This window comes from Dehalococcoidia bacterium (genome assembly GCA_040902535.1).
In the GTDB taxonomy this organism is placed as follows: domain Bacteria; phylum Chloroflexota; class Dehalococcoidia; order DSTF01; family JACRBR01; genus JBBDXD01.
This window is the reverse complement of the sequence record JBBDXD010000006.1, coordinates 36,381-56,594: the sequence shown is the minus strand read 5'-3', so window position 1 is coordinate 56,594 and position 20,214 is coordinate 36,381. Positions and strand designations below refer to the sequence as shown.

Sequence of the window (20,214 nt, the reverse complement as noted above, 5' to 3'; positions counted from 1 at the left end):
GAGACCTGCCGGTCAGGAAGATGACGTTTCGAGCGGGGCGAGTCCGATCTGTGCCGCGTAGAGCGCCGCCTGCGTCCGGCTCTGGACGCCTAGCTTCATGAGGATGTTGCTGACGTGCGTCTTCACCGTCTTCTCGCCGATCGTCAGCGCATAGGCGATCTCCTTGTTCGCCTTCCCTTGGGCGAGCAGCCGGAGGACGTCGGTCTCGCGCTCCGTCAGCGCCTGCGGGTTGTCCGGCGCGCGCACCTCGCGCACCAGGCGCGCGGCCGCGGCGGGCGAGAGTTGCACCTGGCCGGCGGCGGCAGCCTTGATCATGCGGCACAGCTCTTCGGACTGGGTGTCCTTCAACAGGTAGCCGATCGCCCCCGCCTTGATCGCCCCCACGACGGAGGCGTCCTCGAGGACGCTGGTCAGCGCGATAACTTCCGTATCGGGAAGCTCGCGCCGGATGGTTTGGGTGGCGGTGATGCCGTCCATCACGGGCATCAGCATGTCCATCAGGACGATGTCGGGGCCAAGCTCGTGGGCGAGCTTGACCGCCTCGGCGCCGTTCTGTGCCTCGCCGATGACCTCCAGGTCCGGATCGAGCGCCAGGAACATCTTCAGGCCCTGGCGGACCACGCTATGGTCGTCGGCGATCACGATGCGAATGGTCACAGATGCAAACCCCGGCTTCAGCGCGCTCACCGTTGAGCTATCGCGCTCAACTATAGCAGCCCCGATCGTCAATTCCTCCGCCTTTTGGCGGAGGCGGGTGACCGACGAAGGCCATAGCCTCGAACCATCGATTGCGCGACGAAAAGCTGTCCGGTGGCCGCGATACTTCCAACGAGGTCCCGATGATCAGAATCCTTCTCGCAGATGACCAGACCAACGTCCGCAAAGGACTGCGCATGCGGCTGGACCTGGAGGCCGGAATCGCGGTCGTCGGCGAAGCCGCAGATGGTGAATCCGCCGTGAGCCTCGCCCGGAAGCTCGACCCCGACGTCATCCTCATGGACGTCGAGATGCCCGGCCTGGACGGAATCCGCGCCACACAGCAACTCAGGCAGGACTTACCCGGCTGCTGCATCGTCGTGTTGACCATCCACGACGACGCGGCTACACGCGCCCGCGCCCGCGATGCCGGAGCCACCGCGTTCATCTCGAAGCACCAGATCGACAGTTCGCTGATGGACGCCATCAAGAGCGTCGCACGCGACTGCGCGGATCAGCCGTAACCCGGCAGCCTCACCCTTTCCATGTCCGAGGCTCATCGTCTCCGTCGGGCGCACCTCAAGCGGCAGCTTTCACATAGCTCCTCCGTCTGACACGCTCTAACCAACCGTAAAAGGAGCGAGCGATGGACCATCGGCAACTCGGCCGCACGGGCCTGCACGTCAGCGAGATCTGCCAAGGCACCATGACCTTCGGCTTCCAGCGCGACGAGCCCGCCTCGTTCGCCATCCTCGACCGCGCGATCGAGGGTGGGGTCGACTTCATCGATACCGCGGATGTCTACCCCCTCGGCGGCACCCTCGAGACCGTAGGCCGCACCGAGGAGATCATCGGCCGCTGGATGAAGGAGCGGCGCAACCGCGACCGCATCATCCTCGCGACGAAGTGCGCAGGCGCCATGGGTCCGGGATCCAACGACCAGGGACTTTCGCGCCGCCATATCCACAACGCCGTCGACGCGAGCCTGCGCCGCTTGCAGACCGACGTCATCGACCTGTACCAGGTGCACTGGTTCGACCCCCGCACACCCATCGAAGAAACGATGCGCGCGCTCGACGACCTCGTGCGTTGGGGCAAGGTGCGCTACGTCGGATGCTCCAACTTCCCGGCGTGGCGGCTCGGACAGGCGCTCGCCGCCAGCGATCGCCTCGGCGTCGCACGTTATGACTCGCTGCAGCCGCGCTACAACATGCTCTATCGCGACATCGAGACCGAACTGCTGCCGCTCGTCCGCGCCGAAGGGCTCGGCGTCATCGTCTACAACCCGCTCGCCGGCGGGTTCCTGTCCGGCAAGCACCAGAAGGGCGAAGAGCCGCCGGAGAACACGCGCTTCAACCTTGGCGGCGCTGCCCGCATGTACCGGCACCGCTACTGGCAGGACGAACAGTTCGACGCTGTCGACGAGTTGCGCTCAGCCGTCGATGCGCGCGGTCAGGACATGGTGGGCGTCGCCGTGCAGTGGGTGCTGTCGCAGCCCGGCATTACCTCGGCGATTGTCGGCGCCAGCAGTCCGGACCAACTCGACGCATCGCTTGCGGCCCCCGACACGCAGATAGACGACGACTTGCGCATCATCTGCGACGGGCTCTGGCTCAAGCTGTCACGCCGGCCCGTCATCGAGGGATACCGCTAACGGTCGACGGTTGACGCGAATGGCATGGCGACTCTACCATCGCGCCGATGGGGGTGCGTCATGTCCACAAGCCTCGAGAAAATGCAATCAGCCATCCAGCATCCGCAGGTGGTCGACTTCTTCCGCGGCCTGTTCGATAGCGCGGGCGTGCGCGTCACCGACACCGGCGAGACGTTTACCGCCGACCACACCGGCACGAACGTCGTCTTCACCGAGGGACTGAGCGAGGACCGCGTCGACTTCACGGTCGAGATCAGATCGGCGCAGATCGACCTGCTGCTCGAATACGCCGGCGACGGCGTGCTCGACGATCGCGAGCGCTTCCGCATCATGGCAGTGCTCGCCGCCCCTGCGACCCAGGGCGCGCTGCAGCGCCCCGCGATTAAGAACAAGCTCCTGCGCTCGGCCCTGTTCAAGATCGGTCGCGCCGAAAGCCTGATGCATGTGTCGCTCGCGTCGCCGAACGGAGAGGACGACGTCACCCACACGATCGCCTACGTCGATGGGCAGTGGCTGGTGATCGCGGGCCGCCACGGCGATGTGCCGCACACCTACCGCCTCACCGTCGACGATGCGGTCGAGTACCAGCGCAAGATGCTCACCGCGCGCAAGGCGAACAGCATCACTACGTGGCTCGCGTTCGCGCACTGGTACGGCAAGCTCCGCAAGCGCGTGGTCGTGCCGGCAAAAGCTCCCCGGACGGACACAACAACGTCACCTAGCTGACCACGAACACCGGGGCATCTGCCGTCGTAGGGGCGCACAGCTATGCGCCCCTTCCATACCACCGACCAGCGACCAGCGACCAGCCGACCAGCAACCAGCGACGAGCCGACTAGCCCAGCACCAGTTCCGCGATCTGCCGCAACTGCGCCGGCGGCCCGCCGACGAGCATCGTGGTCAGGCAGGTCTCCTTCCACATCGCCAGTTCGTCTTTGATCTTGCCAGGCGGCCCGATCAGCGCCGTGTCCTGCACCATCTCGAGCGGGATCGCGGCGATCGCTTCCTGCTTCTTGCCGCTCAAGTACAACTGCTGCACGTGCGCGCACTCATCTTCGTAGCCGAGGCGCGCCAGCACGTCGTAGTGGAAGTTCGCGCCCTTCGCGCCCATGCCGCCGACGTACAGCGCCAGCATCGGCCGCATCATGTTCGCCCCGCGCTCGATGTCATCGGTGATCACGACCGATACCGGCGCCACCACCTCGAAGTCGCCGGCAACGTGCCGCGCGCCTGGCCGCGCGAACCCTTCCTTCAGCGCCGTGCGATAGAACTGGTCGCTTTTCGGGGAGAAGAACAGCGGCAGCCAGCCGTCGGCGACCTCCGCCGCCAGCGCCACGTTCTTCGGCCCCTCCGCCGCAAGATAGATCGGCAGATCCGTGCGGAACGGGTGCACGGTGGACTTGAGCGGCTTGCCCAGACCCATGCCGCCCGGGTACGGCATCTGGTAATGCTTGCCTGCGTACTCCACCGGCTCATCGCGCGCGACGATCTTGCGGATGATCTCGATGAACTCGCGCGTGCGCTCCAGCGGCCGCGGATACGGCTGCCCGTACCACCCTTCGACGACCTGAGGCCCCGACGCGCCGACTCCCAGAATGAAGCGCCCCTGCGACAGGTGGTCGAGCGTCATCGCCGCCATCGCCGTCGCTGCGGGCGTCCGCGCCGAAAGCTGGGCGATCGCCGTGCCGAGCTTTATCTTCGATGTCTTCGCGCCCCACCACGCGAGCGGCGTGAACGCGTCGGAACCGTACGCCTCCGCGGTCCACACCGAATCGAAACCGTACTCGTCCGCCGCGGCGATCGTCTCGTCGATGCCCGCCGGCGGTCCGCTGCTCCAGTAGCCCGCGCTCAATCCCAGCTTCATCCGACGCTTCCTTTCCGTCGCAGCTAATCTCTGCGCTTCATCAGCACGCGCTGCTTTTCGTGGCGCGGGCTTTCAGCCCGCGACTCAACTCGCTGTGTTTCATCCAGAACGCAACAGGAGCGTGCCTCAGCCCGACCTCGCACCGCCCGGCACTCATACCGCCTGATGTCCGCGATACCCGCGTGCGGCGATCGACCACACGTCGAGCACGCGGTCGCCGTCCACGACGTACATCCAGTCATGCAAGTTGATCGTCGGGTCGATGTGCGACGGCCACAGCTCGATGCGATCGCCAACAGCGATCGTGCACTCAGCGGGCACCGCCACCACCACGTGCTCGTCGGCGAGATACAGCACGTTCGCGCCCTCAATCCCCTTCACAGACGGATTCCCGTGGTCGATCGAGCATGCTTTATGCCCGTTGTCCGCCGCGAGCTGCTCGGGACGCGGCCGGCTCAGCACCGTCCCGAGCACCGTAAACGCCTGCTCGAAGGGCAGGTCGAGCTTCGCGTACGCCGTGTCCATCAGCACGTACGACCCCGCCTGGATCTCGGTCATCCCCTCCAGCGCGCCCGTGATGTCGAACGTGCCCGTCCCGCCGCCGCTCACGATCTCGACGCGCATCCCCTGGTCCCGCGCCATCGATGCCGTGCTCAGAAGCCGGTCCATCGACCGCGTCGCCTTTTGCTCGCGCTCGGCGCGGTCCTCGATCGCGACGACATGCCCCTCGTAGCCCATGAAACCACGAAACCGCACGCCCTGCGTCTCTTCGGCCCGCTTTGCCAGCCGCACCGCCGGCTCGCCCGGCGCCACGCCGCATCGCGGCAGCCCGACGTTCACGTCGACCACCACGCCGACCTCGACGCCCGCCGCTTCGGCCGCGCGCGCGATGTCCTGTAGCCCATACTCCGTGTCCACCGCAACGATGACATCGCACGCCTGCGCGAGCTTCGCGACGCGCTCAGCCTTCCCCGGCCCCACGACCTCGTTCGCGATCAGCACGTCGCGGGTGAGACGTTCACGCGCGACCACCTCGGCTTCGTCGACGGTCGCGCACGTCAGTCCCGTGCACTGCCCGGCCGCGAGCTGCCGCCGCGCGATCGCCGGCGTCTTGTGCGCCTTGAAGTGCGGCCGCAGCTTGCACGACCGCGCCGCGAAATAGTCCGCCATGCGCCGGATATTGCGCTCCATGGCCGCCAGATCGACGACGAGCGCCGGGGTCGGGATCTCGTGCAGCTCCATCGTGCGGAGAGCGTAGCGCGGCAGCGCATGGCACGCGAGAACCGCGGCGTGACTGACCGTCAGAGATGGAAGCCAGCAGGTCAGAAGCGGAAGGCCGCGTCCGTCTATGGACGCTCCGGGCGCAAGTCCTCCACCTTGGCCTGCACCGCATCTACGATCCGACGCGCCATCGCCACGCACCGCCGGCAGTCATCCGCGTCCGGCACCTCCAACGGCGGTCCAAACGCAGGACCATAGTCTGTCGTGATGCGCGTCGCATTCGCATAGAAATCACGCAACCGCACCTTGTGCATGAACGCCAGGTCGTGCTGCTCCTCGTCAACCCCCAGCACCTCACGCATTCGCCGATACCGCTTCTCGTCATCCCACGGATCCGTACCGTCGATCTCCATCAGCAAGATATGCACGGCGAGTTCGGCGGCCTGGTATGCAAGCCCGGCAGCTCCCGGCGTCTTCGGATCGACGGACTCAGCGAGTTCCATCATGGGCCGTGTACGCTCGATCACTTCGCCAAAACTGACCATAGAGCTTCCTTTGCTCATCGCGCGCGTGACGCCGCGCTCCGCCCAACATCCAGCTTCCAGCTCCAAACCTCCAACTGTTACCCTGCCCCTATGACCGAAGACAAGAAACGACGCCGCAGGCGCGGCAGGCGGGGTGGCCAGGGGCGCTCGCAGGCGGACGGCCCTGCCGAAGCACGCCAGCCGCAGCGAGACGGAGGGGCCGAGGACGCCGCACCGGGCGACGCCGCCAACGGCCGCGGACCGCGTCGCGATACCCGCCGTGGACGCCCCGGTGGCGAGGCGCCGCCAGGCCCGACGAATCCCTCCATCCGCCGCGCGCCATCGGCCGCCGAGCGCAGCCCGGATCGCACCGCCCCGGAAAGCCGCGATCGCGGTCGCCGCAGCGGTGGCGATCGAGACCAGCGCGGTCGCCCGCAGCGCGAAAGCCGCGATGGTCGCGACCGACCACGTCGCGACAACGGCCCGCGCATGCTGGAAGCGCCACCGCCGCAAGATCCGCTGTCCATTGAACTTGGCCAGAAGTTCCGTGACACCCAGGTAGCCGTCCGCGACGCCCGCAAGGCGCTCGACAAGCGCCGAGCGGAGTTCAACGACGAGCCGGAGTGGATGCTGGCGCAACTCGCGGAGGCCCACGACCGCTTCGAGGAAGCATCGACCGCGTGGGTCGACCATCTGTCCAACACGGGCCGAAACATGGCGCGCCGCTAGCCTCTATTGAAGCCTTCGCGAGCCCGTGCTAGCGTAGATGCCCATCGCACGCACATTGGAGGTTGCATGGTCTTCTCCGGTCCCTGGCCGAGCCTCGAGCCGTACGAACCCCTGAGCGTGCCGCAGATGATCGAGCAGGCGGCGCGGCGCCTGCCGGACAAGCCCGCGCTCATCGCCGTCGACGGCAAGCAGTACACGTATGCCGAGCTGTGGACCGCGATTCGCGGCATGGCTCGCGCCCTCCAGGACGAAGGCGTCCGCAAGGGCGACATGGTCGCCATCTACGCGCCGAACTCCTGCGAATACGCCGTCGCGCTGCACGGCGCACTGCTCGCGGGGGCGACCGTCACGACGCTCAACCCGCTCTATCGAGAGCGCGAAGTCGAGCATCAACTGGCCGACGCCGGCGCCGAAGTGGTCTTCACGCTCGGCGCGCTGCTGCCCGTCGTCGACGCCGCGAAGGCGCATCTGCCGAAGATCGAACACGTGTACGAACTCGAGCGCGCCTGGGACATGGCGGCCGCCGCCAAGGGCGATCCCGATCCGGTTGCGATCGATCCGTACGCGGACATCGCGGTGCTGCCGTACTCCAGCGGAACCACGGGGCTGCCGAAGGGCGTCATGCTCACGCATCAGAACCTGACCGCGAACATTCGTCAGACGATCGCGCTCGGCCTGACGAACGAAGACGCCGTCATGCTGGACTTCCTGCCCTTCTATCACATCTACGGCATGATGGTGCTGCTGAACGTCGGGCTCGTCATGGGCGCGACGCAGATCGTGCTGCCGCGCTTCGACCCCGAAGGCGCGCTCGCGCTCATTCAACAGCACAAGGTGACGGACCTGTTCGTCGTGCCGCCGGCCATCCTTGCGCTGGTCAACAATCCAAAGCTCGCCGAGTACGACCTGTCGTCGTTGCGCTTGCTCGTCTCCGGCGCGGCGCCGCTGCCGCTCGAAGTGGGACGCCAGGCGCAGGAGAAGCTGCACTGCACGGTGATGCAGGCGTACGGCATGACGGAGTCGAGCCCGGTGACGAACGTCAACCCGGTCGATGCGCCGCGCGACGGCACCGTCGGTCCGCCGGTCGCGGATACGCTCGAGAAGGTCGTCAATCTCGACACCGGCGAAGAATTAGGGCCCGACGAGATCGGTGAACTGCTGGTCTACGGCCCGCAGGTGATGAAGGGCTACTGGAACCGCCCCGACGCCACCGCCGAGACGATCACGCCCGATGGCTGGCTGCGCACCGGCGACATCGCATCCGCGGATGCCGATGGCTACGTGCGCATCCACGACCGCAAGAAGGAGATGATCAAGTACAAGGGCTACCAGGTCGCGCCCGCCGAACTTGAGGGTCTGCTCATGGAGCACCCCGGCGTGCGCGATGCGGCCGTCATTCCCAAGGCCGACGCCGAAGCCGGCGAAGTGCCAAAGGCGTTCGTCGTCCCCCGTGAGCCGGGGCTGAATCTCGATGAGGTGGTCGCATTCGTCGCGGAGCGCGTCGCCCCCTACAAGAAGATCCGCTACATCGAAACGGTCGATGCGATCCCGAAGAACCCGTCAGGAAAGATCCTGCGCAGAGAACTCATCGAACAGGAGCGCGCCCGCGAGCGCGCGTAGCCGGAGGTACGACCATGGCTGACGACGTACTGTACGAACTGACCAACGACGGCGTGGCCGTGATCACGCTCAACCGTCCGGAGAGCCTCAACGCCATGGGCGGCCAGCTCATGCCGATGCTCGCTGACTACTTGCAGAAGTCCGCATACGATCCGAACGTCCGCTGTGTCGTACTCACCGGTGCCGGACGCGCCTTCTGCGCGGGTGGCGACGTCAAGGACATGGCTGCAGGTCGCGGAGCCGGCAGCGGGAGCGGCAACGGCCGATCGCCCGCGGCGCTGCTCGCCCTCGGCGTCGATGGGTTGCGCCTGTCGCAGCGGCAGACCAGTTACATGCTGCACACCATGCCGAAGGTCACGATCGCGATGGTGAACGGCCACGCGGTCGGCGCCGGCCTGAGCCTCGCGCTCGCGTGCGACATGCGCGTCGCATCCGACCAGGCGAAGCTCGGCACTGTGTTCCGCAACGTCGGCTTCAGCGGCGACTTCGGCGGATCGTACTACCTGCAGAAGCTCGTCGGCATGGGCAGGGCGCGCGAACTCTACCTTACGGGCGAGATCCTCGCCGCCGCAGATGCACTCTCCATCGGCATGGTGAACCGCGTCGTCCCGCACGACCAGCTGCGCGAGGAGACGCTCGCGCTAGCATCGCAGATCGCCTCCGGCCCGACGCTCGCGTTCGCGCGGATGAAGGAGAATCTGAACCGGGCTGAGACCAGCGATCTCGGCGCGCTGCTCGACCAGGAGGCGCTGAACATGCGCCTCAGCGGCGGCACGAACGACCACCGCGAGGCCGCGCAGGCGTTCGTCGAGAAGCGCAAGCCGTCGTTCACGGGTAACTGACACGCAGCACACGCAAGATCACTACGAGGGATGGCCTGCCATCCCTCGCCGTTTGCGTTGACTGAACCGTTACGTCAGGACGACGAAACGATCGACTCGATGCGGATGCGGAACGTGCCCGAAGGCGCTTCCACCTCGACTTCTTCGCCGGCGCGGTGTTGGTAGATCGCCTTCCCGACCGGCGATGCGATCGAGATCTTACCTTGGCCCGAGCGCATCTCGTCGGGGTTCACCAGGGTGAACGTCGTCTCCTTGCTGGTGCGCAGGTCCTTGATCGTCACCACATCGCCGAGCCGCGAAACGTCGCCGGCGTGCGTCGCGCCGGCCTCCAGGATCACGGCCTTGCGCAGCGTGCCGTCGAGTTCGCGGATACGCGCTTCCAGGTGCGCCTGCTCGTTGCGGGCGGCGTCGAGCGGCGCGTTCTCGCGGAAGTCCTTGTCTGCCATCGCGCGGGCCAGGTCCGCCTGGATCAGCGGCCGCCGCTCCTTGAGCAACTCGAGTTCCTTCACCAGGTCGTCGTGGCCTTCCTTCGTCAGGTAGACCGGCTGCTCTTCGAGCGTCTGGGCGTTCGAGTTCGACTTGTTCGCCTTCCGCACCCGCAGATGCGTACCGAGGTTCTCACGCGTGTATCCGCGTTCCTTTGACCACTTAAGAAACGCGCGGACGAAATCCGCGCGCTTTGCTGCATCAGAAACGGTGGGAGGAAAGTTCTCGGCGTATTGCGCCACATCGTGTCCGCGCATCGTGCCCAGATCTCGCTGGGGGCCGATCCAGCGGACGAACTTCAAGACTTCCGGTTGTGCCTCTCCTCGATTCGCTGCCTTCAACGATCCGAGATACGTATGCGCGGCCTGCTGGACCGACATCGTTTCTGTTTGGACGTCACCCGCCATATAGTTGCCAGAACCCCCCTCGGTAATCTTTGTAATTGTATGCATGTACGGGATGACGCGTCAAACATAACGATTGCTATGCTCTTGTCATGCTCGACAGCTTGCGCACGGAAGCTCCACGATATGGCATCAGCCTCACCGATGCGCAACTCCTGCAATTCGAGCGTTATGTGACCTTGCTCGCCGAATGGAATCAGCGCGTTAACCTCGTCTCCGATGCGACCGCGGACGTCGTCCTGCGACGCCACATCATCGAATCGCTCGCGCTCGGCGCCTCGCTTCGCGAACGAGAGGTGCTTCGCCCCGATGCCCGCATCATCGAGATCGGAGCGGGCGCGGGATTTCCGAGTCTGCCGATCAAGATCTCGTGGCCATCGATCCGCCTCGCGCTGCTCGAAGCTACGGCGAAGAAGACGGCATTCTTATCCGCGGTCGTGGAAGCGCTGGACCTCTCGGACACCGTCGTTGTGACGGGCCGTGCCGAGGAACTGGGGCACGATCCGTCCCTCCGGGATGGCTTCGACCTGGTGCTGGCGCGGGCCGTCGCCCCCCTTCCCGCGTTGCTGGAGCTGACACTGCCGTTTGCCCGCATCGGCGGACGCGTCGTCGCTCCCAAGGGGTCGCGCGTCGAGGAAGAGGTGGCGGCTTCGAAACGCGCGCTCTCGGTCCTGGGCGCGAAGCTGTTCGTCGTGCCACTCGACGTGCCCGGCCCGAAGCAGAAGATCGTCGTCGCCGTGAAGCAGGCGGCGACGCCTCCCGAGTACCCGCGTCGCGCCGGCGTGCCCTCGAAGTCACCGCTCTGAGCCGCTCACAAATCGCCTTGCAGCCTCGAAAAACACGTTCGCAGGGCTAGACAGCGTTCATGAAGTGGTGTATGAGATACACAGTTAAGCCTTTTCCGGGAGGGCGCATTCTGCCGCGCGCGGCGGAGCAGGAGGGATCCGACATGATGTCACAGGCCGGAGGCATGGATGTAAACAGCCTCATGCAAAAGGTCCGCAGGCTGGCGATGCTCGACACCACGGTGTTCGACGAGGTGCGCGCGGACGCGAGTTACACCCTCCCCGCCGCCGCCGTCGCCGTCGTTTCGACGCTGTTATTCGCCCTCGGGACGTGGCTCTGGTGGATCTTCGAGGATGGCCCCGACAGCGGCGAGTTCTTCCTCAAGTCGGTGATCATCGGCACGATCATCTCGCTGATCGTCTTCGGCGTTGCCGTCGGCGTTACCTACGTGATGCTGACGCAGGTCTTCCGCGCCCGCGCGGACATGAACGAACTGGTCCGCGTGATGGGCTTCGCGACGCTCCCGCTTGCGCTTGGACTCTTGTTCTTCCTTCCGGGGGGCTTCGGGTTCGGCTTGAGTCTCCTCGCTCTCGCCGTCACCTTCGGCACCCTCGTGATCGCCGTGCAGAGCGCCACCGATGCGCCGGCAGGGCGCGCGCTCGCTGCGACCGCCGTCGGATTCCTTGTGTGGATCGCGATCCTCAGCCTGTTCGGCGCCAGCGCCGACTCCACCGATATCGGTTATGTGCCGAACATCTTCCTCTTCGCGATCGACTAAGCGAACACGCTTGACGTTTGACATGCGGGGCCCGTTGAGGGCCCCTCACGTCGTATCTGGCGTTCCCGCTCCTCGCTATACTCGGCGTCGTGGATCTGCTCGGGCGCATACGCGAGGACATGGCCCTCGAGGCCAACATCGGGAAGTCGTTCCTCTATCGCTTCCTCATCCAGTTTCAACTGTGGTGGCCGATCTGGGTCATCTATCTGCAGAAGGAACGCGACCTCTCGCTGACGCAGATCACGCTGCTCGATACGCCGTTCTTCCTGCTTATCGTCTTCGCGGAGGTGCCGACGGGCGCCATCGCCGACCGCTACGGGCGACGCATCTCGCTCATGCTTGGCAGCCTCATGTTTGCGATCGCGGTGTTCATCTTCGGCGTCGCCGAGAACTACCTCGTGATCCTGCTGTCATACACGGCGTGGGGCCTGGCGCTGACGCTGCAATCCGGGGCCGACACGGCGCTCTTGTACGACAGCTTGAAGAGCATGGGCCGCGAGGAAGAGTTCCAGAAGATCAATGGCCGTCTTTGGGCGCTCACGTCGCTCGCGGTGCTGCTCGCGATCCTCATCGGCGCGCCGATCGCCGCGGCGACATCGCTGTCGGTGCCGATTCTCCTGAGCGCCGGCGTGGCACTCGCCGCGGTACCCGTCGCGCTCTCGATGCGCGAGCCGTCCTATCGCGGGCACGAGGAACCGGAGCCCTACCTCCGCATGGTGCGGAACGGCGTCCGCGACGCGTGGAACAAGAAGCCGTTGCGTTACATCATCGCGTTTAGCGGCGTGCTCCAGGCGGCCGTCTTCGCACCGCTGATCTTCTTGCAGCCCTTCCTCGACTCGTTCGACGTCGGTACGGGCAACCTCGGGCTCTGGCAGGCGCCGGTGCGCGCCGCCGGCATGATGTCGGCCTTCTTTGCGCACCGTTTGATCTCGCGCCTGGGCGAGCGCGGCACGTTTCTCGCGATGCCCGTGGCGCTGGGCATTGCGTATCTCTCGCTCGCCGGCATGGACAACATGTGGGTGTACGCCGCATTCATCCCCGTCGGCTTCGTCGCCGGGCTTTCGAATCCGGCCCTCTCTGATTATGTAAATCGGCGCATCCCCAGCGACCGCCGCGCGACGATGCTCTCGATCCAGAACCTCGCCGGCAGCGTCCTGCTCGCGTTCATCGAACCGATCAGCGGCGCGCTCGCTGACACCGTTGGACTGCGGGGTATGTTCCTGATGTTCGGCGTGCTCACGCTCGTCATCGGCCCGGCGATCCTCTGGCTCTGGAACCGCGCCGAGTCCGACGAACTGGACGCCGGGTCCGGGCAGTCGCGCCGCGCCACGGAACAGGCGCCGGAGATCATGCCCGTCTCATGACGTCCGCGCACGCAGGAAGAATCGTCGTGCTGTGCGGCGGCATCGGCGGATCGCGATTCCTGCGCGCGCTCGCTGAAGTGGTGCCGCACGAGCGTCTGGTCGCCATCATCAACACGGCGGACGACGAATGGTTCCACGGACTCTACGTCTCGCCCGACCCGGACATCGTCACCTACGCGCTGGCCGGCGAAGTCGACGAGGAGCGCGGCTGGGGCCTCCGCGGCGACACGTTCCGCTGGCTCGATTCGTTGCAACGCTTCGGTCACGAGACGTGGTTTCAGATCGGTGATCACGACCTCGCCACGCACCTGCATCGCACGCGACTCTTGCGCGGTGGCGTGCCAATGACGTCGATCGTCCGCGACGTCGCGCGTGCGTTCGGCGTCGACGTGCGGCTGCTGCCGATGACCAACGACCGCGTGCGTACGATCGTCGAGACCGACGCCGGCGACCAACCGTTCCAGGAGTATCTCGTTAAACACCACGCGCGGGACGGCGTCCGCGCCGTGCGCTTCGAAGGAGCCGCCGAAGCGTCGCCCGCGCCCGGCGTGCTCGAAGCGATCAACGAGGCGCAGGCGATCCTCATCGCACCCAGCAACCCGATCGCAAGCATCGGGCCCGTCCTGGCGCTCCGCGACATCGCCGACGCGATCGCCGTATCGACAGCCAAACGCGCCGCCGTCAGCCCGATCGTCGACGGCGCGTCGCTGCAACCCCCGGCCGGCGAGATGATGGCAGGGCTCGGCCACGCCGTCGACGTCGTCGCGGTCGCCGATATCTACCGCGGCTTCATCGACACACTCGTAATCGATGAAGCGGACGCCTCGCGCGCACCTGCGATCGAGGAAATGGGCATCCGCGCGATCGTCGGCGCCACGATCATGCGGGACGAAGCGTCGCGCCGGCGCCTCGCAAGTCAGGTGCTCGACGCGCTGGACATCCCCTACTGACTCCGGCGAACGCCCGACGCTGTACCATGCGGGCATGAGGGAACTCACGCAGGCGCCGGCTCGGTTCTGGCGTCTGGACGTCGCAAGTCGCGCCGCCGCGCTCTCCCTCGGATCCAACGCCGTCCTGATGGTCGCCAAGCTCAGCGTCGGGCTGATGTTCGGATCGGTCGCGGTCCTGAGCGACGGCGTCGACAGCGCGCAGGACGTCTTCGCGTCGGGGTTGGCATTCTTCGCGGTACGGCTCGCCATGCAGCCCGCCGATGAGGCGCATCCCTACGGTCACGGCAAGACGGAAAGCCTGGCCGCGCTCTCGCAGGCGGCGCTGATCGCCGGCGGCGCGACGTTCATCGCCGTTGCCGCGCTGCGCCGCATGTTCGACGGCGGCGCCGACATCGACGTCGGTCCTTCGCTCGCGATCATGGCGGTGACGGCTGTTGTGAACCTCGCCGTCGCGGCGTACGCCATGCGCGCCGCCCGCATCAGCGAGTCCGTCGCCATCGCCGCTGACGCGCGGCATCTCCTGACGAACGTCGTACAGGCCGCCGGCGTCATCTTCGCGCTGACGCTCGTGGGTATCACGGGACGGCAGATCTTCGACCCGCTCGTGGCCCTAGCCATCGCCGCATACCTGGCGTACACCGTCGCCCGTATCACCGCAGACGCACTGCGTGAGCTGATCGACTCGTCGCTGCCGGACGAAGAAGTCGCCATGATCGAGGCGTGTCTCGCGACGCACGAACACGGATTGCGAGGCTTCCACGCCATGCGCACGCGGAAATCCGGCCGCGAGAAACACATTGATCTGCATGTGCTCGTCGACCCGGCTATGACCGTCAGCGCCGCACACCTCCGGATCGAAGAGATCGAGTCCGACCTGCGGTCATGCATTCCGGGCGCGAAGATCGCGATCCACGTCGACCCCGACGAGCCGGACATCATGGAGCGCGGAGAGGCGGAAGCCGCGCCCACTGAGCGCGGCCTCCATCTTCACAAACATTGAGCTACTGGGGACGCAGCTCCTCAGAGATCGCGAGCTCCTGCTGCTCGTCGTAGCTGCTCTCGGCATCCTCGTGTCGATTGACATGCCGGCCGGAGCCCGAGGATTCGCCGCGCGTGCTGGCGCGAGATGCCTCGCGGCCGCCCGTCACCTGGGAGAAGAGTTGGCGCACCTCATCTTCGATCGTGCCGCTGAGCGCGCCGCTGGCGCTACCGACGATGGACGCGAGAAAGCCCATGCTCCCGGTGCCGCTCGCGCCACCGCGGCTTCCCCGTCCATCCTGCGAATCCCGCCCGCTGAATGATGGCAACGACGGCGTCGGCACCGCCGGGGTCGTCGAACCCAGGAGGATCCCGGCGCCGAAGGCAGCCGCCAGCGTCAGGAATGGCCGCTCTTCGGCGTACTTGTCGAGATGCAGACGATCGCGCAGATCCTGATCGACGGTTTCCCGCGAATCACGCACGTCAGAGCGCACACGTTCGTCGATCCGGTTCACCCTGGCATCCAGGCGCTGCCGGTAATCGGCTATTTCGCGCTGAAGTTCATCCGATCTCTTGCCCATCGCATATCCTCATTCACTGAGTGCAACGTCTTTTTCGGCGCTACCGTGAGCTGCTTCAGTTGCGCATACGCGAGCGCCGCCAGCAGCAACGTGAGCAGCAGCAGGCCGCCCGTCGTGATCAACGCCGCTGCCCACAACGGTACGACCAGGTCGAGCAGGAACATCGACGTCACGGCAATGAAGCCCAGCGTGACCAATCCCAGCAGCGCCGCCACCGCACCGAACGTGGCGCTCATCCGCGCGTAGCCGGCCTGCTCGGACAATTCCGCGCGTGCCAGCTCCATCTCCTTCTGCGCGAGCCCGCGAAGGTCCTGGAAGAGGTCCATCATCTCTTCCCTGACACCCGAAAACTCGTCGAACCCCCGCTTGAGCTGGTCGCCGAGCGGTTCGTGGTGAAGTTCGGTCGTCATGCGGCCTCCATGACTAACGCAGGATGCGCGCGAGGATGAACCCGCCGACGACGGCGCCCGCGATTGCCTGCACGGGGTGCTCCTTCACGTACTGCTCGACGTCGTCCATGATCTGCTGCGAGTCCTTGTCGCGCAGATAGCCGGCTGTCTTCTCCATCCCTTCGGCAACGGTCTCGCCGGCCTTTGCCTGCACACCGCCCTTGCCTTCCGTCTTCTCACGCAGTTTGTGCGCCGTATCTTCCATGCCGCCGGCAGCCTTCTGCATGCCTTCATCGGTGCGCTCGCGCGCCTTCTCGGTGAACTCGGTGGCCTTCTGCGACATGTCCTGGCGTCCCTGCGTGCCCGTGCGCTGCACCTCTTCCGATGCCCGCTCGATGCGTTCTTCGGCGCCGCGCGCCATAGGGCTGTTGTCTACGATGTCTTGATCTCGCTCTCGCACGGTGACCCTCCCGTCGCTATCGGTACCGCCTTTTAGTGAGTAAAACAGAGCCGCCGTGGCTCGGAAGTTACGGCCCGGTCGGCGGTATTGCACGATTGCATCAGTTCCACTGCGGTGGGCCAGCCTGTTAGCGTGAGCGAAGCAACGACGAGGAGGATACGCATATGGCAGTAGGTCTCGAAGGCAAAGTGGCAGTCGTGACCGGCGCCGCACGACATCGCGGGATCGGGCGCGCCATCGCCGTGCGCCTCGCCGAGGACGGCGCGCACGTCGTGGCTACCGGCTCGCCGCGAAGTCCCGACGACTTTCCCGATGAAGAAAGGCGCGCAGGCTGGCGGGGCGTCGCGTCGGTCGTCGCCGAGATCGAAGCGCTCGGGCGCCGGGGTCTCGGCATCGATGCGGATCTCACGCAACCCGACGAAGCGGAGCGTATCGTCGCGGAGACGCTGGCCGCGTTTGGCCGCGTCGACATCGTCGTCAACAACGCGGGGCTTGCGTACTGCGGCGAAAAGAACCTCTGGGAGATCCCCGACGATGAGTGGTATCGCGTCGTCGATGTCAATCTGAACGGCGTGTACTTGCTCACGAGCCGGGCGCTGCGCGGCATGGTCGAAGCCGGCCACGGTGGCCGCATCATCAACATCTCGTCGTCCGCAGGCCGCATGGGCGTGCCGCAGTACGGCGCCTACTGCGCGACGAAGTCCGGCGTCATCGGCTTCACGCAGATGCTCGCGTTGGAAGCGGCGCCGCATCACATCACCGTCAACTGCGTCGCGCCCGGCTCAGTCGACACGGACATGATGGACGGCACGTTTCAGCACATGGCGTCGCGCTTCGGCAGCGAGCCCGCCTCGATGAAGCAGGCGGTCGTGCGGTCGATCGCGCTGGGCCGGCAAGGACGCCCCGGCGACATCGCTGGCGCCGTAGCGTTCTTCGCATCGGACGATGCAGCCTGGATCACCGCCAGACGCTCAACGTCAACGGCGGCACGCCCATGGACTGATGCTGGCCGTTTGTCCCGCCGCGCTGCCCGGCTTACGCCGCGGCTTCGGATTCGCCCGGCGCGCCGAGAAGCGCCTCCACCGCAGACGCGTCCAGCGGCTCGGCGAAGTAAAACCCCTGGCCGAGGCTGCAGTCCAGCGACGTCAGGCGCGACACCTGGTCGCCGCTCTCGATGCCCTCCGCCACCAACTGCAGGTCAAGCGTCTTGCCCAGCTCGATGATCGCGCGCGTCAGGTCTTTGCGCTCCGTCGTGGTGCCCAGGTCGTCGATGAACGCCTTGTCGATCTTCAGCAGGTCGAAAGGGAACTCCCGCAGATAGCTGAGCGACGAATAGCCCGTGCCGAAGTCGTCGATGGCGAGCCGCAGCCCGAGCGACTTCAGCTCGTTCAGCCGCTCCATCATCGAAGGCACGTCCTGCATCATGACGCTCTCCGTGATCTCCAGAATCAGTCGCTGCGGCTCGAGGCGCGAGTCGTCGAGCGCCTGCGCCACTTCGCTGACGAACTGGGGGTTCTGCAACTGCCGGACGGAAACGTTGACGCTGATCGTCCACTCGGTCGCGCGCGGCTGCGCGTCGCGCCATGCCTGTGCCTGCCGGCAAGCCTCGCGCAGCACCCATTTGCCCAGTTCGAGAATCGCGCCCGAGTCCTCGGCAAGCGTGATGAACTCCGTCGGCGGTATCAGGCCACGCCGCGGGTGATTCCAGCGCACGAGCGCCTCTAGCCCGAAAAGCGTGCCCGACTCGATCAGGAAGATCGGCTGGTACTGCAGCACGAACTCGTCGCGCTCGACGGCGCGCTGAAGGTCGGCGAGCAGTTCGAGCCGTTCCAGGATCGACTGTTTCATGCTCTGCTCGAACACCTCGTACCGCCCCTTGCCCCGCGACTTCGCGACGTACATCGCGACGTCGGCGTCCCGCAGCAGCGAGTCCGCATCGACGGATTCGCGTCCGTCGTTGCTCAGCGCGATGCCCATGCTGGCGCGGACGGACAGTTCCTTGCCTTCAAGCTCGAACGGCGCCGACAACGCTTCGAAGACGCGCTCCGTGACCGCAAGCGGCGCCTCGATCGTCTCCACGTCATCGATCAGGATCGCGAACTCGTCGCCGCCGAGCCGCGCGACGGTATCGCCCGGCCGCAGGCACCGCTCGACGCGCTCGGCGACATCAGTCAGCAGCTTGTCGCCTGCCGTGTGGCCGAGGCTGTCGTTGACGGCCTTGAAGTTGTCGAGGTCCATGAACAACACGGCGACGTGATGGCCGGTGCGCTCATTGCGCAGCAGCGCGTGGTCCAGCCGGTCGCCGAAGCGCGTGCGGTTCGCGAGCTTGGTCAGCGGGTCGTGCAGCGCCTGGTAGCGAAGCTGCTGCTCCAGACTCTTGCGTTCGCTGACGTCGCGCATGTTCAGCACAAAGCCGCCGATCGCGGCGGTGGCACGCTGATCCGTGCCGATCATTTCGATGTGGCGCCAGGAGCCGTCGGCGTGCCGCATGCGCGCTTCCGCCGTGGCGACGCCGTCGTTGTTGATGGCGTCGTGCAACGCCGCCAGGGTGCGGCTGACGTCGTCGATGTGTACCAGCGCCGACAGCTTCTTGCCGATGATGTCGCCCGCCGTGTGGCCAAGGACGCGCGCGATCGACGGGCTCTGGTACGTGACCGTCGTGTCGCTCTCGATCACGGTGATCAGGTCAGACGAGTTCTGCACGAGCGAGCGGAAGCGTTCCTCGCTCTGCCGCAGTTCGTCGCGCGACCGTTCGAGCGCGTCGTAAAGCAGCACGCCCTTGAGCGCCGTCGAGGCCTGCGCGGCAAGCGCCGACAGAAAGTCGACTTCGTGCTGCGCGAACTCGCGCCGCGTCGACGACGAGAAGTGCACCATGCCGATCGCGCCGTCCTGGAATACGAGCGGCAGGATCGCCAGCGACAGCACGTGCCCGCGCTCGAAGTTCTTCTGCAGGAACGGCAGCACCTCGCCGATGAGCTGCATGTTCGGACGCTCGAGCAGGTCGGGCGCAAAGACGTCGGGCAGGAGCAGTTGCGTGCGCAGGCGCGTCAACTCCACCCCGAGCGCCACCTCGCCCTGTTCGACGAGGCCGCGGCCCTCGCGAAACACCGCCGCCGTCTCCGTGCCAGAGTAACGCGCGACGTTCATCGCGCGGGCGATGACCGCGTCCAGCGTGTCGTTGTACAGCACGAGCGTCACCCAGTCGAAGCCCGACGCTTTCGCGAGCGCAGTCGCGATGTCACTGAGCACTGACTCCGAAGCGCTTGCATCGTTAAACGCGCGAGAGACGTTGGCCAGGGACTCCAGTTGCTCGCGCTGGCGGGCGCGGCGTTGTGAGTCGAGCACGTTGCTCACGAGATGCGCGAGTAGCGTGCGCGCGATCACCAGGAACTGCTGTTGCTGTTCGTCGATGCCTGCGGGCCACGGCCCGCGCGCGACGAGCAACTCGGAATTGCTTTCATCGCCCGGAAGGATCGCCGCCAGGTGCGTCATCGCACGCCCGGCTTCGAACGGCCACGCTTCGGTGATCAGCCGCTCGGCGACGTCGAAGGCGCCCAGACGCACGCCGGGATTCGTCGCCAGGTCACGCCAGCAGAGCCAGTAGCCCTTCTGCTTGATCTCGTATTCGCGCGGCGGGCACTCGCAGCCGATGCGGATGAAGTCCGGGTCGCCGGCCTTGATGACGTAGACCTCGGCCGCGCCGATGACGTCCGCGATCAGCGTGCAGGCTTCGCGGACCTCGTCGATCCCCGGCGACGGGCGGTTCGCTATGCGGGTAAGCGTGTAGAGCGGGTCTGCCATTGCGCGCTCCGGTCCTGATTCGATCCCGATCGGTTCCGAAGTAGCATCGGCACTGGCCCGCGCCCGATTTACGCCTCTCGGCCCCCA

Annotated in this window: 21 protein-coding genes; 11 read left to right on the top strand and 10 right to left on the bottom strand. The window is 66.1% G+C overall.

Translation table 11 applies throughout. From position 1 onward, the window contains the following. Nucleotides 1-12: 12 nt before the first annotated feature. Nucleotides 13-657, bottom strand: a complete 645-nt coding sequence (locus tag WEB52_03125; protein MEX2225425.1) for a response regulator transcription factor — start codon at nucleotides 655-657, stop codon at nucleotides 13-15. A gap of 182 nt (nucleotides 658-839) precedes the next feature. On the opposite strand from WEB52_03125, the gene WEB52_03120 reads away from it, so the two are divergent. The 3 genes from WEB52_03120 (at nucleotide 840) to WEB52_03110 (ending at nucleotide 3,076) form a co-directional block, all read left to right on the top strand. Next, nucleotides 840-1,220 carry a response regulator transcription factor gene (locus WEB52_03120; GenBank protein ID MEX2225424.1) on the top strand — a complete coding sequence of 127 codons (381 nt, stop codon included), beginning with the start codon at nucleotides 840-842 and terminating at the stop codon, nucleotides 1,218-1,220. Nucleotides 1,221-1,342: 122 nt separating this feature from the next. Then, nucleotides 1,343-2,350, top strand: coding sequence for an aldo/keto reductase (locus WEB52_03115; protein MEX2225423.1), 1,008 nt, complete (start codon nucleotides 1,343-1,345; stop codon nucleotides 2,348-2,350). 60 nt (nucleotides 2,351-2,410) lie between these two features. Beyond that, nucleotides 2,411-3,076, top strand: coding sequence for a hypothetical protein (locus tag WEB52_03110; protein MEX2225422.1), 666 nt, complete (start codon nucleotides 2,411-2,413; stop codon nucleotides 3,074-3,076). Between the two features lie 109 nt (nucleotides 3,077-3,185). Here WEB52_03110 and WEB52_03105 read toward each other — a convergent pair whose 3' ends face one another. From WEB52_03105 to WEB52_03095, 3 genes are all read right to left on the bottom strand, one after another. After that, on the bottom strand, nucleotides 3,186-4,214 hold the full coding sequence (locus WEB52_03105; GenBank protein MEX2225421.1) for an LLM class F420-dependent oxidoreductase: 1,029 nt from the start codon (nucleotides 4,212-4,214) through the stop codon (nucleotides 3,186-3,188). 153 nt (nucleotides 4,215-4,367) lie between these two features. Further along, on the bottom strand, nucleotides 4,368-5,456 hold the full coding sequence (locus tag WEB52_03100; GenBank protein MEX2225420.1) for a DSD1 family PLP-dependent enzyme: 1,089 nt from the start codon (nucleotides 5,454-5,456) through the stop codon (nucleotides 4,368-4,370). 104 nt (nucleotides 5,457-5,560) lie between these two features. Next, nucleotides 5,561-5,980, bottom strand: coding sequence for a HEPN domain-containing protein (locus tag WEB52_03095; GenBank protein ID MEX2225419.1), 420 nt, complete (start codon nucleotides 5,978-5,980; stop codon nucleotides 5,561-5,563). A gap of 90 nt (nucleotides 5,981-6,070) precedes the next feature. Here WEB52_03095 and WEB52_03090 point away from each other — a divergent pair, with 90 nt between their 5' ends. From WEB52_03090 to WEB52_03080, 3 genes are all read left to right on the top strand, one after another. Beyond that, nucleotides 6,071-6,688 carry a hypothetical protein gene (locus WEB52_03090; GenBank protein MEX2225418.1) on the top strand — a complete coding sequence of 206 codons (618 nt, stop codon included), beginning with the start codon at nucleotides 6,071-6,073 and terminating at the stop codon, nucleotides 6,686-6,688. Nucleotides 6,689-6,754: 66 nt separating this feature from the next. After that, complete coding sequence (locus tag WEB52_03085) at nucleotides 6,755-8,308, top strand: AMP-binding protein (GenBank protein MEX2225417.1); 1,554 nt, start codon at nucleotides 6,755-6,757, stop codon at nucleotides 8,306-8,308. Nucleotides 8,309-8,322: 14 nt separating this feature from the next. Then, entirely contained in the window at nucleotides 8,323-9,150 is an 828-nt protein-coding gene (locus tag WEB52_03080; GenBank protein MEX2225416.1) for an enoyl-CoA hydratase, read from the top strand. Nucleotides 9,151-9,224: 74 nt separating this feature from the next. On the opposite strand, the gene greA is transcribed toward WEB52_03080, so the two are convergent. After that, complete coding sequence (gene greA, locus WEB52_03075) at nucleotides 9,225-9,938, bottom strand: transcription elongation factor GreA (GenBank protein MEX2225415.1); 714 nt, start codon at nucleotides 9,936-9,938, stop codon at nucleotides 9,225-9,227. Between the two features lie 194 nt (nucleotides 9,939-10,132). Here greA and rsmG point away from each other — a divergent pair, with 194 nt between their 5' ends. From rsmG to WEB52_03050, 5 genes are all read left to right on the top strand, one after another. Continuing rightward, entirely contained in the window at nucleotides 10,133-10,846 is a 714-nt protein-coding gene (gene rsmG / locus WEB52_03070) for a 16S rRNA (guanine(527)-N(7))-methyltransferase RsmG (protein MEX2225414.1), read from the top strand. A gap of 143 nt (nucleotides 10,847-10,989) precedes the next feature. Next, nucleotides 10,990-11,604: a YIP1 family protein gene (locus tag WEB52_03065; GenBank protein ID MEX2225413.1), complete on the top strand. Its 615-nt coding sequence runs from the start codon at nucleotides 10,990-10,992 to the stop codon at nucleotides 11,602-11,604. A gap of 89 nt (nucleotides 11,605-11,693) precedes the next feature. Continuing rightward, nucleotides 11,694-12,968, top strand: a complete 1,275-nt coding sequence (locus WEB52_03060) for an MFS transporter (GenBank protein ID MEX2225412.1) — start codon at nucleotides 11,694-11,696, stop codon at nucleotides 12,966-12,968. Next, nucleotides 12,965-13,918: a 2-phospho-L-lactate transferase gene (cofD, locus tag WEB52_03055; protein ID MEX2225411.1), complete on the top strand. Its 954-nt coding sequence runs from the start codon at nucleotides 12,965-12,967 to the stop codon at nucleotides 13,916-13,918. Before WEB52_03060 ends, cofD begins: the two co-directional genes overlap by 4 nt. Before the next feature lie 34 nt (nucleotides 13,919-13,952). Then, nucleotides 13,953-14,918, top strand: coding sequence for a cation diffusion facilitator family transporter (locus WEB52_03050; GenBank protein MEX2225410.1), 966 nt, complete (start codon nucleotides 13,953-13,955; stop codon nucleotides 14,916-14,918). A 1-nt stretch (nucleotide 14,919) separates the two neighbouring features. Here WEB52_03050 and WEB52_03045 read toward each other — a convergent pair whose 3' ends face one another. The 5 genes from WEB52_03045 to WEB52_03025 all read right to left on the bottom strand — a co-directional run bounded on the left by WEB52_03045 (nucleotide 14,920) and on the right by WEB52_03025 (nucleotide 20,127). Further along, entirely contained in the window at nucleotides 14,920-15,477 is a 558-nt protein-coding gene (locus WEB52_03045; GenBank protein ID MEX2225409.1) for a hypothetical protein, read from the bottom strand. Continuing rightward, nucleotides 15,441-15,887: a phage holin family protein gene (locus tag WEB52_03040; protein ID MEX2225408.1), complete on the bottom strand. Its 447-nt coding sequence runs from the start codon at nucleotides 15,885-15,887 to the stop codon at nucleotides 15,441-15,443. The genes WEB52_03045 and WEB52_03040 overlap by 37 nt, the downstream gene beginning before the upstream one ends. A gap of 13 nt (nucleotides 15,888-15,900) precedes the next feature. Further along, nucleotides 15,901-16,326, bottom strand: a complete 426-nt coding sequence (locus WEB52_03035) for a hypothetical protein (protein MEX2225407.1) — start codon at nucleotides 16,324-16,326, stop codon at nucleotides 15,901-15,903. 32 nt (nucleotides 16,327-16,358) lie between these two features. Continuing rightward, nucleotides 16,359-17,078, bottom strand: a complete 720-nt coding sequence (locus WEB52_03030; GenBank protein ID MEX2225406.1) for a hypothetical protein — start codon at nucleotides 17,076-17,078, stop codon at nucleotides 16,359-16,361. A gap of 283 nt (nucleotides 17,079-17,361) precedes the next feature. Continuing rightward, the gene (locus tag WEB52_03025; GenBank protein ID MEX2225405.1) at nucleotides 17,362-20,127 is read right to left on the bottom strand and encodes an EAL domain-containing protein; all 2,766 of its coding nucleotides are present in this window, start codon (nucleotides 20,125-20,127) and stop codon (nucleotides 17,362-17,364) included. Nucleotides 20,128-20,214 lie beyond the last annotated feature (87 nt).

Excerpts from the sequence above, each read along its gene's own strand:
- WEB52_03120 (MEX2225424.1), top strand. The coding sequence starts at position 840 with ATGATCAGAATCCTTCTCGCAGATGACCAGACCAACGTCCGCAAAGGA.
- WEB52_03115 (MEX2225423.1), top strand. The coding sequence starts at position 1,343 with ATGGACCATCGGCAACTCGGCCGCACGGGCCTGCACGTCAGCGAGATC.
- WEB52_03110 (MEX2225422.1), top strand. The coding sequence starts at position 2,411 with ATGTCCACAAGCCTCGAGAAAATGCAATCAGCCATCCAGCATCCGCAG.
- WEB52_03105 (MEX2225421.1), bottom strand. The coding sequence starts at position 4,214 with ATGAAGCTGGGATTGAGCGCGGGCTACTGGAGCAGCGGACCGCCGGCG.
- WEB52_03100 (MEX2225420.1), bottom strand. The coding sequence starts at position 5,456 with ATGGAGCTGCACGAGATCCCGACCCCGGCGCTCGTCGTCGATCTGGCG.
- WEB52_03095 (MEX2225419.1), bottom strand. The coding sequence starts at position 5,980 with ATGGTCAGTTTTGGCGAAGTGATCGAGCGTACACGGCCCATGATGGAA.
- WEB52_03090 (MEX2225418.1), top strand. The coding sequence starts at position 6,071 with ATGACCGAAGACAAGAAACGACGCCGCAGGCGCGGCAGGCGGGGTGGC.
- WEB52_03085 (MEX2225417.1), top strand. The coding sequence starts at position 6,755 with ATGGTCTTCTCCGGTCCCTGGCCGAGCCTCGAGCCGTACGAACCCCTG.
- WEB52_03080 (MEX2225416.1), top strand. The coding sequence starts at position 8,323 with ATGGCTGACGACGTACTGTACGAACTGACCAACGACGGCGTGGCCGTG.
- rsmG (MEX2225414.1), top strand. The coding sequence starts at position 10,133 with ATGCTCGACAGCTTGCGCACGGAAGCTCCACGATATGGCATCAGCCTC.
- WEB52_03065 (MEX2225413.1), top strand. The coding sequence starts at position 10,990 with ATGATGTCACAGGCCGGAGGCATGGATGTAAACAGCCTCATGCAAAAG.
- cofD (MEX2225411.1), top strand. The coding sequence starts at position 12,965 with ATGACGTCCGCGCACGCAGGAAGAATCGTCGTGCTGTGCGGCGGCATC.
- WEB52_03050 (MEX2225410.1), top strand. The coding sequence starts at position 13,953 with ATGAGGGAACTCACGCAGGCGCCGGCTCGGTTCTGGCGTCTGGACGTC.
- WEB52_03045 (MEX2225409.1), bottom strand. The coding sequence starts at position 15,477 with ATGGGCAAGAGATCGGATGAACTTCAGCGCGAAATAGCCGATTACCGG.
- WEB52_03040 (MEX2225408.1), bottom strand. The coding sequence starts at position 15,887 with ATGACGACCGAACTTCACCACGAACCGCTCGGCGACCAGCTCAAGCGG.
- WEB52_03030 (MEX2225406.1), bottom strand. The coding sequence starts at position 17,078 with ATGCGGCGCCGCTTCCAACGCGAGCATCTGCGTGAAGCCGATGACGCC.
- WEB52_03025 (MEX2225405.1), bottom strand. The coding sequence starts at position 20,127 with ATGGCAGACCCGCTCTACACGCTTACCCGCATAGCGAACCGCCCGTCG.